This window comes from Myxococcus stipitatus DSM 14675 (genome assembly GCF_000331735.1).
Lineage (GTDB): Bacteria > Myxococcota > Myxococcia > Myxococcales > Myxococcaceae > Myxococcus > Myxococcus stipitatus.
The window spans coordinates 5,558,605-5,576,923 of sequence record NC_020126.1 but is presented as its reverse complement, the minus strand read 5'-3'; the positions used below and the strand labels follow the sequence as shown (position 1 = coordinate 5,576,923).

General features: G+C 68.6%; 9 protein-coding genes. 7 read left to right on the top strand and 2 right to left on the bottom strand.

Going from position 1 to position 18,319, the window contains the following annotated elements; all coding sequences use genetic code 11:
• Positions 1 to 32: 32 nt before the first annotated feature.
• Genes MYSTI_RS21455 through MYSTI_RS21445 form a run of 3 tightly spaced genes read left to right on the top strand, consistent with a single transcriptional unit; the run spans position 33 to position 6,836 of the window.
• The gene (locus MYSTI_RS21455; RefSeq protein ID WP_201768916.1) at positions 33 to 3,194 is read left to right on the top strand and encodes a helicase-related protein; all 3,162 of its coding nucleotides are present in this window, start codon (positions 33 to 35) and stop codon (positions 3,192 to 3,194) included.
• Between the two features lie 43 nt (positions 3,195 to 3,237).
• Complete coding sequence (gene drmB, locus MYSTI_RS21450) at positions 3,238 to 5,097, top strand: MrfA Zn-binding domain-containing protein (protein ID WP_201768915.1); 1,860 nt, start codon at positions 3,238 to 3,240, stop codon at positions 5,095 to 5,097.
• Positions 5,097 to 6,836: a nuclease-related domain-containing DEAD/DEAH box helicase gene (locus MYSTI_RS21445; RefSeq protein ID WP_015349889.1), complete on the top strand. Its 1,740-nt coding sequence runs from the start codon at positions 5,097 to 5,099 to the stop codon at positions 6,834 to 6,836. The genes drmB and MYSTI_RS21445 overlap by 1 nt, the downstream gene beginning before the upstream one ends.
• A gap of 54 nt (positions 6,837 to 6,890) precedes the next feature.
• On the opposite strand, the gene MYSTI_RS21440 is transcribed toward MYSTI_RS21445, so the two are convergent.
• Positions 6,891 to 7,649, bottom strand: a complete 759-nt coding sequence (locus MYSTI_RS21440) for a thioesterase II family protein (RefSeq protein WP_015349888.1) — start codon at positions 7,647 to 7,649, stop codon at positions 6,891 to 6,893.
• Between the two features lie 357 nt (positions 7,650 to 8,006).
• Positions 8,007 to 8,216: a hypothetical protein gene (locus MYSTI_RS44740; protein ID WP_233278418.1), complete on the bottom strand. Its 210-nt coding sequence runs from the start codon at positions 8,214 to 8,216 to the stop codon at positions 8,007 to 8,009.
• Here MYSTI_RS44740 and MYSTI_RS21435 point away from each other — a divergent pair.
• From MYSTI_RS21435 to MYSTI_RS21420, 4 genes are read left to right on the top strand one after another with little or no spacing between them, the layout of a single operon-like run.
• Positions 8,124 to 9,068, top strand: coding sequence for a thiamine pyrophosphate-dependent enzyme (locus MYSTI_RS21435; protein WP_233278362.1), 945 nt, complete (start codon positions 8,124 to 8,126; stop codon positions 9,066 to 9,068). The two genes, MYSTI_RS44740 and MYSTI_RS21435, sit on opposite strands and share 93 nt — an antisense overlap.
• On the top strand, positions 9,065 to 10,042 hold the full coding sequence (locus MYSTI_RS21430; protein WP_015349886.1) for an alpha-ketoacid dehydrogenase subunit beta: 978 nt from the start codon (positions 9,065 to 9,067) through the stop codon (positions 10,040 to 10,042). Before MYSTI_RS21435 ends, MYSTI_RS21430 begins: the two co-directional genes overlap by 4 nt.
• Positions 10,042 to 11,784, top strand: a complete 1,743-nt coding sequence (locus MYSTI_RS40910) for a 2-oxo acid dehydrogenase subunit E2 (RefSeq protein WP_015349885.1) — start codon at positions 10,042 to 10,044, stop codon at positions 11,782 to 11,784. The genes MYSTI_RS21430 and MYSTI_RS40910 overlap by 1 nt, the downstream gene beginning before the upstream one ends.
• Positions 11,781 to 18,311, top strand: coding sequence for a type I polyketide synthase (locus tag MYSTI_RS21420; RefSeq protein ID WP_015349884.1), 6,531 nt, complete (start codon positions 11,781 to 11,783; stop codon positions 18,309 to 18,311). The genes MYSTI_RS40910 and MYSTI_RS21420 overlap by 4 nt, the downstream gene beginning before the upstream one ends.
• The last annotated feature ends 8 nt before the right edge of the window (positions 18,312 to 18,319 follow it).

Here is an 18,319-nt window from a genome sequence, read left to right as displayed (position 1 = left end):
ACCACCTTCCCGTTCGCTCCGATGTAGTCCGGTTGGCGGAGTCCCTGCTTCTCGGACCGCTGGAGCCCGACGAAACCATCTCCTCGCCGCCCGCGGACACATATCTGACCGGCATCCTCTGGCCGGAAGGCGAGACCCTGGATGCGCTGGAGGATGATCACGACGAAGGGGCTCCCTCTCGGGAGGATGGCGAGACGGATGCGGGTGTCCCTGGCTATCGCACGGTGCGGCCCTGTTCCTTGGGGCTGACCTTCGCCGCCGAGGCGGATTCCACCCTGATGGTTTCCCTGGCCGCGACGGCCCGGTATGCGCTTGTGGAGGCGGAGGGGGTAGAGGAGGGAAGGGGCGCGCGTCGCTGGCGTCGGACTCCTCTTGACTACCGCTACGAGATCACACCCGGCGTGAGCAGGACGTGGCGGACGCATGACTTCGTCAGGTCCGATGGGACTTCGGTCCACGATCCCGGTGTCCAGCTTCATGTGCGGAGGCGGGTGGACGGTGCGCGGCAGGTCGTGACAGTCACGTTGATCAACAAGGCGAAGGAAGGGGAGGCGAGTCAGAGGGGTGTGCTGTGCCTGTTCCAGACGGGCTTGGAGGTCCGGGCCGGAGATTCAATGCAGGGCGGAGCCATCTTCCCTCGTCCGGTGCTTCCTCCAGCAGGGGCGGACGAGGACGCTCTCTCTGCGGCGTTGTTGTACCGGGATTCGGTGGAGTATGCCGTCGGGCACGGGGTTGCCGCGGTGTGGGAGCGCTCGTCCGGTTTGCGCGTCGGCGGTGTTGCCACCTCATGGCTGCCCGCTTCCGTCGTGAAGGGAATGAGCGCCAAGGGGCATCGTCTCCTGGATGGATTCCATCGAAAGCATCCCGACGCACTCAAGGCGGCATGGCTGGCTCGGTCAGGGGAACGTTCCGAGGTCACGATTGCACTCCAGGCGTTCGTCGCGGTCTACGGCAACTGGATCGCTGAGACCCTGGAAGGTCGCGTGTCCGGTTTTGATGGCCTCCTCCAGGATGCGGCCGAAACCAATCTGCGGCGCTGCAAGGACGCTCGTCGGCGGATGGCGGATGGGGTGGCGCTCCTGGAGTCGCATGCGCATGCCTGGGAGGCCTTTGCCCTGGCGAACGCCGCGATGGATCGTCAGTCGAACCACGACGCCAAGGGCCCTCGAAAGGGGCCGCTGATCTGGAGACCATTCCAACTGGCGTACATGTTGATGGTCCTGCCCGGGCTTGTCGGGCCGGAGTATGTGGATCGCGATACGGTCGACCTGCTCTGGTTCCCGACGGGTGGCGGCAAGACCGAGGCGTATCTGGGGCTCACAGCGTTCCAGATCTTCTTCCGGCGACTCACCGATGAGCAGCGCCGCGGTCGTGGTGGCGTCGATGTCCTGATGCGCTACACGTTGCGACTCCTCACCGTGCAGCAATTCCAGCGCGCGGCGTCACTCATTTGCGCCTGCGATGCCATCCGACGGGAGACGAGCAAGCTCGGCGACGCGCCCATCTCCCTGGGGTTGTACGTCGGTGGCGATGCCACGCCGAACCGGGCTGCGGATGCGCAAGAGGCGTTGCGGCAAGAGCACGAAGGCCTGAAGCCGCGCTCCACGCCACGACAGCTCCTGGATTGCCCCGTCTGCGGTCGTGGTCTTCCTCCGTCGTCGTACACGGAATCTGCGGGTCGTTCCGGAATCGATATCCGCTGCGGCAATACCCGATGCAAGACCGGAGGTGAGCCGCTGCCGGTGCTCACCGTTGATGACTACATCTATGCGGCTCCTCCGAGCCTGTTGATCGGGACGATCGACAAGTTCGCGCAACTGCCACGACGCAACGACCTGCGGACGCTGTTCGGTCTTGATGGTGGCCTGCGGCCGGGACTCATCATCCAGGATGAACTTCACCTGATATCCGGACCGCTCGGCTCCATGGCCGGATTGTACGAGAGCGTCATCGATCTCCTCTGTACGGAGGACACGCTCCGGCCCAAGGTGATCGGTTCCACTGCGACGATCGGTCAAGCAGCACGACAGGTCCGCGCTCTCTTTGATCGGCCGGTCCTTCAGTTTCCACCCCCTGGCTTTGATGCAACGGACTCCTTCTTCGCGGTCCAGGATGAGGAGGGGCCTGATCGGCTCTACCTCGGTGTCTGTTCAGCGGGGCGAAGCCCGAAATTCGCCCTGCAGGCGGTCGCGGCCGCGCTGCTCCAGACCACAGGGCACTTGAAGGATGGAGGCAGCGCACCTGCACTGCTCGACCCGTTCTGGACGGCTGTGCTCTATTTCAACAGCTTGAGAGAGTTGGGGGGCGCCCACGTCCTGCTCCAGGACGACATCCCGCGACAGATGTCATTCCTCGCGACTCGCCTCCGTGGCAAGAGGCGGGCACTGGAGTCCGATGCCATCGAGCTGAGCAGTCGGGTTCCCTCGCGGGAGCTGCCTGAGTACCTGGCCCAGCTTGGAATCGGTCTCGGCGGGGCTGCCACAGATCCGTTCGCACCAGTGCCGCGTGACGTGGTTCTTGCCTCGAACATGATCTCTGTCGGTGTGGATGTGTCCCGACTCGGCTTGATGGTCGTGAACGGCCAGCCGAAATCGACCGCTGAGTACATCCAGGCGAGCAGCCGGGTCGGCCGAGGGCTTCATGGTCTCGTGGTGACGCTGTACAACTTCGGGCGCCCTCGGGACGTCTCCCATTTCGAGCACTTCCTGGGGTACCACGGTGCCCTCTACCGTGGCGTCGAGGCGACCAGCGTCACTCCGTGGGCGCCGCGAGCCCGGGACAAGGCGTTGCACGCGGTCCTCGCCGCTGCGGTCCGACACCTCGTGGCAGGCATGGATGATGACGAAGCGGCGAGGGACTTCAATCCGTCGGATCCAGAAGTCCGGGGGGTGCTCTCCGCGCTCCAGGAACGCGCACGCTCGGCGTCCGAGGGCATCGAAGGCGACGACACGGCCCGTGACCTGGAGGGGATCGTCCGGGAATGGGCACAGCGGAGCCAGAACGCACGTGTCGGGGCAACCGACCTCCTCTACTGGGAGCGGAAGGCCCCCTTCGGGCAGACCAGACCTCACCTCATGACATCGGCCGAGGAGGGGGCACGTCCCGGGCGGGCGGCCTGGCCGACGCCCAACTCCATGCGCGAGGTGGAGCCATCCACCGCGTTCGCGCTCCGCCACCTGACCAGGAGGAAGTGAGATGGCTCGGACACCACGTCGGCCTGCGACTGCGGCTACGGCCGTGCCTTCGGACGCGATCGAACCCCTCGGAACCGTCCGGCGCTCCCAGCTCGTCTCGACCTTCGGAATCGGCGCGATCATCGACCTCGAGAAGGGCTCCTTCATGCCGATGGGCTTGGAGGATTGGGAGCGGGTGACCGGCCTCCCGTCGCTCAGCATCGGTGAACCGCGCCTTCAGTCGATGTTGGGCGTCACCCATTTCCGGCTGGGGCCAGTGAAGGAGGACCTGGCTGGCACGAGTCTGGTGCGTGCGCGAAGTGCCGCGCCCGCGGTTCGCTTCCCTGAATGGCACGAATGCCCGAAGTGCCACCGTCTTGGCCAGGAAGGCTCGCCGTTCGAGCTTGCTGCGGATGGGGGGAGGCTCGTCTGCGGGGCGCATGGTGGAAGGGCGGTCAACACGACGCCGGTCCGCTTCGTCGTCGCATGTCGTCGAGGGCATCTGAGCGACTTCCCCTGGGAGTGGTGGGCGCACCGCGATCTGCCTGGTGGAGTGTGTGGCGCTCCGAGCCTCTATCTGGGGTCACACGGCAGGTCTGCTTCGCTCGCAGACCTCTATGTGCGATGCGCCGCGTGCGAAACATCCGGCAAGCAGGTCCGCAAGTCGCTGGGGGATGCGTTCGGCGCCGCTGCCCTTTCCGGGTGGGATTGCACGGGATTTCGCCCCTGGCTCCATGACCGTGAGAGTGGGTGCGACGAGTCCATCCGTGCCCTGCAGCGTGGCGCCTCGAATGTTCATTTCGGAGTTGTCTGCTCCGCGCTCTCGATTCCGCCAGCCTCGGAGGCCGTCAGCCTCATCGTGCAGGAGCTGCGTGCCCTCCTGGACGGTGTACCCGAGGACCTGCTTCCTGCGGTGCTCACGGGAGTGGCACAGCAGAATGGTGTCGCGTCGGTAGATCAGCTCCTCACGGCCTACCGCCAGCTCCGGACGCTGGAAACCGGGGGGACCTCCCTGACGGAGCGTCTGGCCCGGGCGGAGGAGTATGCCGCGCTCTCCGAGGCGCGCGAGGATCCGGTCGTGGGCGGGGTGGTCCCGCAGTTCCGGAACATGGCGCTTGCGCCTCCGCCGACGCTCGCGCACTGGTTCGATCTGGTCGGGGCCGCCTCTCGGCTACGGGAGGTTCGTGCTCTGGCTGGTTTCTCCCGCATCGAGCCGTATCCCGTCAGCGCCGAGCGGGTGAGCCAGGCGATAGGAGACGGGCACGTCTCGCCATTGTCCAAGACGCCGCGCAACTGGCTGCCTGCGGCGGAGATCCGGGGCGAGGGCATCTTCCTCCGCTTCCGCACCAGAACGGTCGACGATTGGATGGACGCCAACCCCGGGTTGCATGGCCGTGCGGCGATCCTGGAAGAGCGGAGTCGGGTGCTCGCCAGCCAACGCGGTTACGAGCGTGACTACACCATCACGCCGCGTCTGCTGCTCGTCCACGCGTTCTCACATGCACTCATCCGGCAGATCAGCGTGGAATGCGGCTACTCTGCCTCCGCCCTTCGTGAGCGGCTCTATGTCGCCGAAAAGGATGCCGCCGGGCCGGGGATGAATGGGGTCTTGATCTATACCGGATCGCCGGATTCCGAGGGAAGTCTGGGAGGGCTCGTCCGGCTTGCCGACCCGGGACTGCTGGAGCCGATCATTCTTCGGACCCTTCTGAGTGTGGGTTGGTGCGGTAGCGATCCCGTGTGTCTGGAGACCGACCCACAGCAGTCAGGAGATCGGGTCAGCGGAGCGGCATGCCACTGCTGCTTGCTCCTTCCAGAAACCGCTTGCGAGAAATTCAATCGGGAGCTCGACCGGGCTGTCCTGGTCGGCGACTCGGACAAGACCTTCGCCGGCTACTTCGGCAAGGCAACGGAGGACCTGTAGTGGCGATCCTGATTCCCGATGTACCGAAGGCGTGTCCGAACAGCGAACGGTATGTCTACGAGCGCCTCGGGCGAGACCTTCCTCCTGATTGGCTCGTGCTGCACTCACTCGGGCTTGGGAATCACGAGAAGAAGATATGGGGTGAAGCGGACATCGTCGTTCTCTCCACCCTTGGCATCTTCACGTTGGAGGTGAAGGGCGGCACGGTCGAGTGTGCGGATGGCGTCTGGAGCTTCGGTGGAGACTTCGCGAAGTACACCAAGCGTGAGAGTCCCTGGGCTCAGGCGATGGGGGCGCTCGGGGCCGTCCGCAACCACCTCTGCGACAAGGACCCGGCGTTCAAGGAGGTCCTGTTCGGGTTCGGCGTCGCCATGCCCTACACGACGTTCACCGTGACCGGTACCGAGATCATTCCTGAGGTACTCGTCGACCGCAGGGGCTTCCGTCAGTCCCTGAAGACCTTCGTCCACGCGCTGGAGAACTACTGGAAGGCCGAATGCTTCCAGAAGCACAGACGCAACTACCGAGGACTCACGGTGGCGGAACTTCGCCGGGCGCGGCAACTCCTTCGCCCGGATGTGGAGACCGCCCTCAGTCTCGGAGGATATCTGACCGGACTTGAAGACCGGCTCGTTCAGCTCACGAATGAGCAGATTCGTGCATCACGCCGGATGGTCGCCAATCCTCGGACGGTCGTTCGCGGGGCCGCAGGGACAGGCAAGTCGGTCATTGCCTTCGAACGTGCCTGCCAACTGTCCGCGGAGGGCCATCGCGTCTTGTACTTGTGTTTCAACCACCTGCTGGCTTCACACGTCCGGGCCGGAATCGCGCGTGTTCCCCGCGCGGAGAGGGTAGAGGTCCACCACGTTCACGCGCTCTACCGAGAGCTGATCGTCCGGGCAGGGCTTCTCGCTCGTCTGGACGCCCAGGACGCGCACGCACAGGAGTTCTTCCAGAAGCGGTTTCCCGAACTCGCGATCGAAGCCCTCTGCGAGTCGATTCGAGACGCTTGGGATGTCCTCGTGGTCGACGAGGCCCAGGACCTGTTGACGCCCGAGCACCTCGACGTGTTCGACCTGCTGGTGAAAGATGGCCTGGGCCGGGGGCGTTGGCACCTGTTCTTCGATCCGAAGCAGAACCTCTATGGCCGCGACGTCCAGGCCCAGGTCGAGGAGCGGCTTGCTGGTGGTGCGCCCGCTTTTGACGACCTCTACGAGAACTGTCGCAACACCAGGCAGGTCGCGGTACAGGCGTCCATCATCTCCGGGACGGACCTGCCGGTGACCGGCGCACCCGACGGCCCGGAGACCGGGATTCATTACTACTCTCGCCCCGAGGAGGGGCTCGCTGCCCTGGATGCGCTGGTCCGCAAGCTGATGGACAGCGACGTCCGGCCCAACGACCTGGCGATTCTGTCGACCCGTCGGCCCGACAACTCGCTCCTGGCTGGAGTCAACTCACTCGCCGGCCGCCGGCTGGTGGACCCATCTGACGAGGCAGGACTGCGGCTTGGTGGGTTGCTCTTCAGCACGATGCATTCATTCAAGGGACTTGAACGTCAGGCGGTCATCGCAATCGACATGGATGAAATCGGGGGCGATGCATGGTCGATGCTCCACTATGCCGGGCTCTCGCGGGCACGCTGCCTGCTTCATGTCTTCCTGCCTGTCTCCGCGCGGAAGTCCTACGAGCGACAGGCTCAAGCCTTCGGCCGCCGGCTGACAGTCCGCGGGGCTTGAGGAGACAGGGCAGGGCCTGGCTGCAAACGCGTCTTGCGCCAGGCCCCGGCCTTCCTACCCCAGCGCCTGTTTCAAATCCGCGCGCAGGGCCCGCTGCACATCCTGTCTCACGGTGTTCACGAAGAAGTGGTCGCCTGGGAAGTCGCGGATGGTGAACTGGTGGTGGGTGTGCTGCTTCCAGGCGAAGACCTGCTCCTCCGTGGCCAGGATGTCGCCGCGTCCCCAGAACGCGGAGATGGCGCAGGACAGGGGCGGCTCTGACGCGCAGGTGTAGTTGTCGATGACGGCGTAGTCCGCGCGGATGATGGGCAGGACCAGCGCGAGCAGCTCCGGCTCCTGGGCGACCTGCTCCGGGAGCCCACCGAGTTCGCGGACACGCTCGAGCAGCTGCGCGTCCGTGAGCTCCGCGGCGGGCCGGAAGCGGGAGCGCAGCTGCGGGGCAATCCGCCCCGACACTCCGAGATAGAACGGCTCGCGCTCTCCCCTCCGGCGCAGCTCCCGCGCCAGCTCGAAGGCCACCAGCGCGCCCATGCTGTGCCCGAAGAAGGCGAACGGGAGATCCAGCCGAGGCGTGAGCCGCTTCACCAGCTCGTGCACCAGCGGCTCCATCCGCGTGAAGCACGGCTCCCTCAACCGGAACTCCCGCCCCGGCAGCTGGACCGCGCTGACGGCGATCTCCTCAGGCATCTCCTCCGCCCACTTGCGGAACATCGAGGCGCCACCCCCCGCGTGATGGAAGCAGATGAGTTGCAGCCGGGCTGCCGGCTTCTGCTGTCCGTTGAACATCAACCATTCATCCACAGCGTCCTTCATGGGCAACATCCGTCGTCTCTCAGTCTCCCAATCGTTGCGAATGCATGTCACTGGCACGCAACGGCACCCCGGGAGGTGATGTCAGTGTCGTTTGGTAATTGAGGATTAAATCCTAACGTTGAATCTGTCAGGGGGACCTGTTAATCCGGAATTCGAATCGAGCGTCAAACGGGGGATGCGTCTTTACGGAAACATAAGGCACGCTGATTTCAATTCCATATCATTCTGCCATGTTGGCGCACGTACAGTGTGCCTGGACGCCAGTGCTTTGGCACCGAGTTGGGACACGTTGTGAGTTCATCGACAGTTCTCCGAAGAGAAATCTCGTCAGGGGTCTCTCCTGAAAAACGCATCGGCTCACTCGAGACAGGGGGTCTCGAGGTCGTGCCGCTGCCTCCGGGTATCACCGAGAAGCTCGCCGTCGAGCTCTATCGGCAGATGCTCTATCTGCGAGTCTTCGATGAGCGTGCGCTCATCTATCACCGCCATGGTCGGATTGGCACCTGGGCCATCTCCTGGGGTCATGAAGCCATCCAGGTCGGCGCAATGTTTGCGCTTCGTGAGCATGATTGGGCATTTCCTTCGTACCGGGAGAACAAGGTAGGCCTTGTGCGGGGCATGTCCCCGGCGGATGTCCTTGCGGGTTGCCGAGGTCACCCGCAGGGTTGGTGGAACCCAAACATCTGGAGATTGGGCTCCATCAGTATTCCTGTCGGTTCTCAGGTGCCCCACGCGGTTGGCTTTGCCTGGGGAGAGCGTCTCCAGGGCCGTGACACCGTGGCGCTGGCCTTCTTCGGAGATGGGGCGACCTCGGAGGGTGAGTTCCACGAGGGAGCCAACCTGGCGGGTGTGCTGGGGGCTCCCGCCATCCTCCTGTGCACGAACAACCAGTGGGCCATCAGCACGCCGGTGCGCCAGCAGACGCGCGCGACCTTCCTCGTGGACAAGGCCGTGGGCTACGGCATCCCGGGGGTTCGGGTGGACGGGGACGATGTCATCGCCGTCTATCTCGCCGTGTCCGAAGCCGTGGAGCGCGCGCGGTCGGGAGGAGGGCCCACCTTCATCGAGTGCGTCACCTACCGCATGCAGGCGCACGCCTTCCCCGACGACCCCAGCGTCTACAGGGAGGACACGGACGCGGCGGCCGCACGCCGCAACGAGTGCCTCGTCCGCTACGAGCGCTACCTCCAGCGTCTAGACCTGCTCACCCCCGAAGCGGCCACGCGCTTCCGCGAGGAATCGCTGGCCCGGATGGCGGCGGCCATCACCGAGGCGGAGGCGCTCCCCGCGCCGGACCCCAGCCTCGTCTTCGACCACGCCTATGAACGGAAGACCCCGGTGATGTCGCGTGACCTGGCCCAGCTGCGCTCGTCCCTGGCCCCCGGGGCCGCGGGCAAGGACTCCGGGAGGACGCCATGAGCGAGCTGCTCTTCGTGGAGGCCCTCACCAGCGCGCTGCGGGAGGAGATGGAGCGCAACCCGAAGGTGGTGCTCCTGGGCGAGGACATCGGCCGGAACGGGGGCGTGTTCCGCGTCACCCTGGGGCTCCAGGCGCGCTTCGGCGCGGAGCGCGTCGTCGACACGCCCGTGTCGGAGGCGGGCATCGTGGGCGCGGCCGTGGGCCTGTGCCTCGCGCGGATGCGGCCCGTCTGCGAGCTCCAGTTCGACGGCTTCAGCTACCCCGCGCTCAACCAGATCATCACCCACGTGGGCCGCTACCGCTGGCGCACGCGGGGCACGGCGCCCATGCCGATGGTCATCCGGATGCCCAGCGGGGGAGGGGTGCGGGCTCCCGAGCTCCACTCGGACTCGCCGGAGACCTACTTCTGCCATACGCCGGGCCTCGTCGTCGTCACGCCGTCGACGCCCGCCGACGCGAAGGGGCTCCTCACGGCGGCGATGCGCAGTCCCGACCCGGTCATCTTCCTGGAGCCGAAGAAGCTCTACCGCCACCTGCGCGGCGAGGTCCCCGACGGGGAGCACGTGACGCCGCTCGGCGTCGTGCGCACGGTGCGAGAGGGCGAGGACGTGACGCTGTTCGCCTGGGGCGCCATGGTGGAGGTGGCCACGGCGACCGCGGACGCGCTGGCGCAGAAGGGCGTCTCCGCTCACATCTGTGACGTGCGGACGCTGTCGCCGCTGGACGAGGAGGGGCTGCTCGCCGCGGCTCGCGCCACGGGTCGCGTCGTCATCATCCAGGAGGCGCCTCGCACCTGCGGCGTGGCCAGTGAGATCGCCGCGATTCTCGCCGAGCGCGCCATGTACGACCTCAAGGCGCCCATCCAACGCGTGACGGGGTTCGATGTGCCGCACCCCTACTTCAGCATCGAGCATCACCACCGGCCCGACCCCTCGCGCGTGCTCGCGGCCGTCCACGGCACTTTGGAGGCCTGATGGGATTCGTCTATGTGCTGCCCGACCTTGGCGAAGGTGTCGCCGAGGCGGAGATCGTCCGTTGGTTCGTCGCCGATGGAGAGCGTGTCGAAGAGGACGCTCCCATGGTGGAGGTGATGACGGCGAAGGCGACCGTGATGGTGCCCGCTCCCGGCAAGGGCGTGGCGCTGCGGCTGCTCGCGGGCTTGCGAGAGAAGGTCTCCGTCGGGATGCCCCTCATCGTCATCGGCGAGCCGGGGGAGGACCCGGAGGCCCTCCTGCGCGCGGCGAGTGCGCCGGTGGCGTCGGCGCCCCCGAGCCCGGAGCCTCCCGCTGTCCCCGCGCCGTCCGCGCGCAAGCCGGTCCAGGCGCTGCCTCGGGTCCGCAAGCTCGCCGAGCAGCTCGGCGTGGTGCTCGAGTCCCTCCAGAAGCAAGGCGCCATCACCGAGGACGACGTGCGTGCCGCGGCGAAGCGCGGGGGCCCGTCCCCCGTGCCGCGCCTGCCGCAGGAGGGCGTCCGCTCGCGCATTCCCCTGAGCGGGCTGCGCCGCGTGGCCTCCGCGCACCTCTCTCGGGCCCAGGCGGTGCCCTCGGTGGCGGTGGTGGAGGAGGCGTCCTTCGACACGCTGCTCATGCTCCAGCAGTTGCTGGGCGTCAGCTACGTGCCGTTCCTCATCCAGGCGGTCGTCGCCGCGCTCCGTGAAGTGCCGGAGGCCAACGCGCTCTTCGACGAGGCCACCGAGGAGGTCGTCCTCTACGAGCGCGTCGACGTGGCCATCGCCGTCCACACCGACGAGGGCCTGGCGGTCCCCGTCATCCGCGACTGCGCGAAGCTGTCGCTCCAGGCGCTCGAGGCCCGCGTGCAGGAGCTCGGGAACCTGGCGCGCGCCCGGACGCTCAACCCGGCGGAGAGCACGGGCGGTACGTTCACCATCACGAGCCCGGGAGACCAGGGCTCGCTGCTCGCCACGCCGCTGCTCAACGTGCCCCAGGTGGCCATCCTGGGGCTCCACCGTCCGACGCGGCGGCCCTTGGTGGTGGACGGCGAGCTGCGCGTGGGCACGGGGGCGCACGTCACCGTGACGGTGGACCACCGGGTCCTCGACGGTGTCACCGCGTGCCGCTTCATCCGCCTGGTGACGGGCTTCCTCTCGCAGCCGCTCCAGGCCTTCGCGGAGGGCGTCTTCCACGCGGACCACGCCGTGTCGGCCACGCCGCCGGAGGTGACGTCCATCTTCCCTCCGCTCCAGTCCTACGCGGACGGCACGTTCCGCGCGGACTCCGCGACGTCGGGCAACGCCACGAAGACGATGTCCTCGGTGCGGACCGGTGTGGCGAACGTGCTCGCGGGAGACGCGGGCGGCCTCGCGCGCGAGCTGCTGGCCCTGGATGCGCGCCGGCGCAAGCAGCGGCTGGAGACGTTCATCGAGGCGGAGCTCTCCAAGCGCATGGGGGGGAAGAAGAAGCCGCTGGAGCGCGGCCGGACGTGGCGCGACCTGGGGCTCGACTCGCTCATCGCGGTGGGCCTGCGGGACGCGCTGGCGCTGGGGCTGGGCCGCGGCCTTCCCGCGACCTTGCTCTTCAACCGGCCCACGCTCGCGTCGCTCAGTGAGTACCTCCTGGCACAGCTGGAGTCCACCCCGCGCGAAGAGCCCGCGGCGCTCGAGGCGCCCGTGGAGTTCCTGCTGCGGTTGAAGGGGCTGCCCGAGCGAGAGGCCGTGGCGATGCTCAGCGAGCGCATCGCCACGATGGGAGACTCATGAAGTCCGCACCCGGGAATCCATCCTCGGAGCCGGTGGCCATCATCGGAATGTCCTGCCGCTTCCCTGGAGGCGCGGACAGCCCCGAGTCCTTCTGGCGCCTGCTTCGCGAGGGCTTCGATGCCATGCGCGAAGTCCCGGCCGAGCGCTGGGACGCGGCCACGTATCAGTCCTCGGACCCGAGCGTCGCGGGGAAGGTGCGTGCGCTTCGCGCCGGGTTCCTGGACCGCGTGGACTCGTTCGACGCGAGCTTCTGGGGCATCTCCGCGCGCGAGGCCGTCAGCATGGACCCTCAGCAGCGGCTGCTGCTGGAGGTGACCTACGAGGCGCTGGAGCATGCGCTCCAGCCCATCGACTCGCTCGCTGGCAGCCGCACGGGTGTCTTCGTGGGCATCGCCACGGACGACTACTCGCACCGCACGGACCCGTCGGACGTGTACTCGGGCACGGGCTCGCTCTTCAGCGTCGCGGCGGGCCGCATCTCGTACCTGCTGGACCTGCGAGGCCCCAGCATCGCCGTGGACACGGCCTGCTCGTCGTCCCTGGTCGCGCTGCACCTCGCCTGCCAGAGCCTCCAGTCCCGCGAGAGCGAGCTGGCGGTGGTGGGCGGCGTCAACGTCATCACGGACCCTGGCAAGAGCATCTACTTCTCGGGCCTGGGCGCGCTCTCCACCGATGGGCGGTGCAAGACGTTCGACGCCAGCGCGGACGGCTATGGGCGCGGCGAGGGCTGCGGTGTGTTCGTCCTCAAGCGGCTCTCCGAGGCGCTGGCGGATGGAGACCGGGTGCTCGCCGTGGTGCGGGGCTCGGCGGTCAACCAGGACGGGCACAGCAATGGCCTGACGGCGCCCAACGGGCTCGCCCAGGAGGCGGTGCTTCGCGAGGCGCTCACGCGCTCGGGCTTGAAGCCGGGGGACATCCAGTACGTCGAGGCCCATGGCACGGGGACGCCCCTGGGCGACCCGATCGAAATCGAGGCGCTGTCCTCGGCCCTGTGCGAGTGGCGCGGCCCGAAGGAGCCGCTGCTGCTCGGCTCGGTGAAGACGAACATCGGGCACCTGGAAGCGGCGGCGGGCGTGGCCGGGTTGATGAAGGTCGTCCTCGCGATGCGGCACGGAGAGCTTCCTCCGCACCTGCACTTCACGCGGCCCAACCCGCATGTGCCCTGGGCGCGGCTCCCGCTGAAGGTCCCCACCGAGGTGACGCCGTGGACCTCTCGGGGCCCGCGCATCGCGGGCGTGAGCTCCTTCGGCATCAGCGGCACGAATGCCCACGTCATCCTCGAGGAGGCGCCGCGTGCGAAGGCCGAGCCCGAGGCCCGAAGCGACGATGGGCACCCGCTGATTCTTCCGCTGTCGGCGCGGAGCCCGGAGGCGTTGACCGCGCTCGCCGAGGCTCACCGGGGCCTGCTGAGTGCCCCGCTGCCCGCGGGGACGCTCCGGGAACACGCCCACGCCGCGAGCGTCCGGCGCAGCCACCATCCCCATCGCCTGGCGGTGGTGGGGAACACGCGACGGGACCTGGCCGAGGCGCTGCTGGCCTCCGCCCACGGCGAGCCGCACCCGGGCGTCGTCCGTCGGCAGGTGAGCTTCGAGGAGGAGTCTCCTCGCGTCGCGTTCATCTTTCCGGGGCAGGGCTCGCAGTGGCTCGGCATGGGGCGCCAGCTCCTGCGCGAGGAGCCCGTCTTCCGAGAGGCCATCGAGGACTGCGAGCGGGCCATGCGGCCCCACGTCGAGTGGTCGCTCGTGGAGGAGCTGGGCGCGGACGAGGCGCACTCACGGCTCGCGGAGATCGACGTCGTCCAGCCGGTGCTCTTCGCGATGCAGGTGGCACTGGCCGCGCTGTGGCGCTCGTGGGGCATCGAGCCCGACGCGGTGGTGGGACACAGCATGGGCGAGGTGGCCGCGGCGCATGTGGCGGGCGCGCTGAGCCTGGAGGACGCCGCGCGCATCATCTGCCGACGCAGTCGGCTGCTGCGCCGCGTGAGCGGGCAGGGCGCCATGGCGGTCGTGGAGCTGGGCCTGGAGCAGGCCCGAGAGGCGCTGGCGGGCTCCGAGTCCCGGCTGTCCGTGGGCGTGAGCAACAGCGCTCGCTCGTCGGTCATCTCGGGGGACACGTCGGCGCTGGAGGAGCTGCTGGGGCGCCTGGAGGGCCGGGGCATCTTCTGCCGCCGTGTGAAGGTGGACGTGGCCTCGCACAGTCCCCAGATGGACCCGCTGAAGGAGGACCTCCTGCTCGCGCTGGAGGGCGTCGCTCCCGAGCGCGCCCCGGTCCCCATCTACTCCACGGTGACGGGAGAGACGGGGGACGGGAGTGACTTCTCCGCGACCTACTGGGTGCGCAACCTGCGCGACCCGGTGCTGTTCCAGGGCGCCATCGAGCGGCTCCTGGACGACGGCCACGCGGTGTTCATCGAAGTGAGCCCGCATCCCGTCCTGCTCGCGCCCATCCAGGAGACGCTGGAGGAGGCGAGGCGCGGGGGGCTCGCGCTGGCGTCGCTGCGGAGACAGGCCGATGAACGGCGGACCCTCCTGGAGTCGTTCGCGGCGCTGTACGTCCACGGCCACCCCGTCGAGTGGAAGCGGCTGTTTCCCGAGGGCGGTCGTCCCGTCGAGCTGCCGTCATATCCGTGGCGCGGCGAGCGCTACTGGCTCGACGTGCCGTCGGTGTCTTCCGGGGCCTCGCGCGGGGTGCGTGAGGCGGGCGTGGGCCATCCGCTGCTGGGAGGCTCGCTCTCCTCGTCCTTGCAGCCTCGTGTCCACTTCTGGGAGCGGAGCGTGGGCACCGAGGCGTTTCCGTATCTCGCCGACCACCGCGTGCAAGGGGATGTCGTCTTCCCCGGCGCGGGGTACGTCGAGATGGCGCTCGCGGCGGGAGCCGAGGTGCTCGGCGAGGGGGGCCTCGTCCTCGAAGAGGTCCACTTCCGGGAGCTGTTGTCCCTGGCCGCGGGGGCGGACCGTCGCGTGCAGCTCGCGTTGACGGAAGAGGGCTCTGGCCGGGCGTCGTTCCAGATCTTGAGTCGAGCCGAGGACGCGTCCGCCTGGCGGACACACGCGATGGGGCGGCTGCGCCTGGAGGAAGGCCGCGCTCCCGACCCTGCGTGGGAGTCCTGGAGTGACGAGGGAGAGCCTCGCTCGTCCGACGAGCACTACCGCCGGATGGAGGCGCTGGGCCTTGGCTATGGCCCGACGTTCCGAGGACTCCGGCGGCTCGCGCTGCGCGAAGGCGAAGTGCTGGGGCGCGTGCAACTGCCCGAGCAGGTGGCCGCGGAGCCCGGCACGTATTGGCTTCATCCCGCCCTCCTGGATGCCTGCCTCCAGGCCTCCGTGGCGCTGATGGCCACCGCGGACTCGAAAGACCCCTTCGTTCCGGTGGGCATCGAGCGCGTGCGGTTGTTCGCGCGACCCGGACGCGAGCTCCAGGTCCGGGTGAGGGCGCGCGCGGGCGAGAAGCCGGGGGACGCGGAGCGGTCCTTCGATGTCAGGCTCCTGGACCTGGACGGAAGGCCCGTGGCGGAGCTGGAGGGGCTGCGTGCTCGCCGCCTCGACGGTGGCGCCGGGGCCCGCGATGCGCTGGAGGGAAGCGTCTTCACCGTCGCCTGGCAGCGGACGGAGGCGCTGCCCGACGCGCTCGCCAGCGGCACCTGGCTCGTGTTCTCGGACCGAGGCGGGTTCGGCGAGGAGCTCCAGTCATTGCTGCGGACCCGGGGCGGCGCTTGCGTGGGGGTCGTCGCGGGCAGCGCCTACGAGCGTGTCTCGGCGGACCTCTATCGCATCAACCCCGCGTCACCGGAGGACTACCGGCGGCTCCTGCGAGAGTCCTTCGGCGAGGACGGACGGTGCCAGGGCGTGGTCCACCTCCTCGGCCTCGATGCCGCGGCGTTCAGCTCGACGACGTCGGCGACGCTGGCCTCGGACCTCTCGCACGGGGCCGTCAGCGCGACGTACCTGGCTCAAGCGCTCGTGCGTCAGGGCTGGCGGGATGTGCCGCGACTCGTCCTCGTCACCCGGGGCGCGCGGTCCGTCGTGGAGGGCGACGCGGTGGCGCCGGCTCAGGCGTCGCTCTGGGGCCTGGGGCAGACGCTCGCGACGGAGCACCCCGAGCTGGAGTGCACGCGCATCGACCTGGCCCCGGTGCCCGATGCCCGCGACGCCTCGCTGCTGCTGAGCGAGCTCGTCGCGAAGGGGCACGAGGACCAGGTGGCGCTGCGTGAGGGCCGCCATGTGGCCCGCTTCGTTCGCGGTGGCTTCGAGGCCGCGCCCGAGGAGCCCTCTGTCGCACTGACTCCGGCGGCGGGGCGTCCGTTTCGTCTCGAGCTTCCGGTGCCCGGGGTCCTCGAGCGCCTCGTCCTTCGTGAGGCGCGCAGGTCTCGGCCCGGTCCCGGCGAGGTGGAGGTCGAGGTCGAGGCCACCGCGCTCAACTTCATCGACGTGATGAAGGCCATGGGCATCTACCCCGGCTTGCCTCCGGGGCCCGTCTCACTGGGGGCCGAGTGCTCGGGCCGGATTGTCGCGCTCGGAGAAGGTGTCACGGAGTTCTCGCTGGGGCAGGAGGTCGTGGCGCTCGCGCCGTCGTGCTTCGCCACCCACGTGAAGGCTCCCGCGCGCTTCGTGGCGCCCAAGCCCGCGCGGTTGGACTTCGCCCAGGCCGCCACCTTCCCGGGGGTGTTCATGACCGCGTGGTACGCGGTGCACCACCTGGGCAGGGCGCGAAGGGGAGAGAAGATCCTCATCCACTCCGCCTCGGGCGGAACGGGGCTCGCGGCGCTGCAGATCGCACGCGCGCTCGGGCTCGAGGTCTTCGCGACGGCGGGCAGCGAGGAGAAGCGCGCCTTCCTGCGCTCGATGGGTGTCGAGCACGTCATGGACTCGCGCTCGCTCGCGTTCGCGGACGAGGTGATGCGCATCACCGACGGGCGCGGCGTGGACCTGGTCCTCAACTCGCTCACGGGCGAGGCGCTGGTGAAGAGCCTGGAGGTCCTCGCGCCCTACGGACGGTTCCTCGAGCTGGGCAAGCGGGACATCTACGACGACGTCCGGATCGGGCTGTCGCCGTTCCGCAAGAGCCTCTCGTACAGCGCCATCGACCTGATGGGGATGACAGAGGCGCGACCGGAGCTGTTCGCCTCGCTGTTCGCGGAGGTGATGCGGCACCTGGAGGACGGAGCCTTCGCGCCGCTGCCCGTGCACGTCTTCCCGGCGATGGACGCGGAGGGCGCCTTCCGCCAGATGGCGCAGGCGAAGCACCTGGGAAAGCTCGCCGTCCGCATGAAGGACCCGGAGGCGCGCATCGCTCCCCTGGAAGCAGCGCGCCCGGGGATTCGCGCGGACGCCAGCTACCTCATCACGGGGGGCCTCGGTGGGCTGGGGTTGTCGGTGGCGCGCTGGCTGGTGGAGCAGGGGGCCCGGAACGTCGCGCTGGTGGGCCGCACGGCCCCTTCGGCGCGGGCGGAAGAAGTGATTCGGACGCTGGAGGCAGCGGGTGCCCGGGTGCGGGTCTCCGCGGCGGATGTCTCGCGCGAGGAGGACGTGGAGCGGTTGCTCGCGGAGCTCGGGGCGAACCTGCCTCCGCTGCGCGGCGTCGTGCACGCGGCGGGACTCCTGGAGGACCACACGGCGCTGGAGCTCTCGGACGCGCACTTCCACAAGGTCGCGGCCCCCAAGATCCAGGGTGCCTGGAACCTGCATGCGCGCACGCTGGGCCAGCCCCTGGACTTCTTCATCCTGTACTCGTCCGCGGCGGTGCTGCTGGGCTCGCCGGGGCAGGGGAACTACGCGGCCGCGAACGCCTTCATGGATGCCCTCGCGGAGCAGCGGCGCGCGCTCGGCCTGCCCGCGATGAGCATCCAATGGGGGGCCTTCTCCGAGGTGGGCCTCGCGGCGGCGGTGGATGCCCGTGGCGACCGGCTCTCCTATCGCGGTGTCGGGAGCCTCACGCCCGCGGAGGGCATCACGGCGCTCTCGCGTCTGCTCGAGCATCCCCGCCCGGTGGTGGGCGTGCTGCGCCTCGACGCGCGGCAGTGGTTCGAGTTCTATCCGCGCACCGCCAGCGTCCCCTTCTTCGCGGAGCTGCCTCGGGAGGCGGAGGCGCCTCGCTCCGGTTCGGCGCAGGGGACGTCCTTGAAGCAGGCGCTGGAGTCGGCGCCGCCGGCCGGGAGGCTCGACCTCCTGGAGGGACACCTCCGCGAGCAGCTGGGACGGGTGCTCCGCATCCCCGCCGCGCGCATCGACCGGACGGCTCCGTTCAAGAGCATCGGCGTCGACTCGCTGATGAGCTTGGAGCTTCGCAACCGCATCGAGGCGAGCCTCGGCCTCAAGCTCTCGGCGGCGCTCCTCTTCACGTACACGCACACGGCCTCGCTGGCCGAACACCTGCTCGAGCGACTCGGGTTGTCCTCCGCGCCGGAAGTCGAGGCGGCCCCCGTCGAGCCTCCCCAGGCCGACGCGCTGCAACGCATCGAGCAGGAACTGGATCAGCTCTCCGAGGACGAGCTCGCCGCTCGCCTCGCCGAGAAGCTGCTCCTCCCATGAGACATCAG

Bases quoted from the DNA above. Each gene is read 5' to 3' on its own strand.
- MYSTI_RS21440 (WP_015349888.1), bottom strand. From the start codon at position 7,649: ATGAAGGACGCTGTGGATGAATGGTTGATGTTCAACGGACAGCAGAAG.
- MYSTI_RS44740 (WP_233278418.1), bottom strand. From the start codon at position 8,216: ATGCTCACGAAGCGCAAACATTGCGCCGACCTGGATGGCTTCATGACC.
- MYSTI_RS21430 (WP_015349886.1), top strand. From the start codon at position 9,065: ATGAGCGAGCTGCTCTTCGTGGAGGCCCTCACCAGCGCGCTGCGGGAG.
- MYSTI_RS40910 (WP_015349885.1), top strand. From the start codon at position 10,042: ATGGGATTCGTCTATGTGCTGCCCGACCTTGGCGAAGGTGTCGCCGAG.
- MYSTI_RS21420 (WP_015349884.1), top strand. From the start codon at position 11,781: ATGAAGTCCGCACCCGGGAATCCATCCTCGGAGCCGGTGGCCATCATC.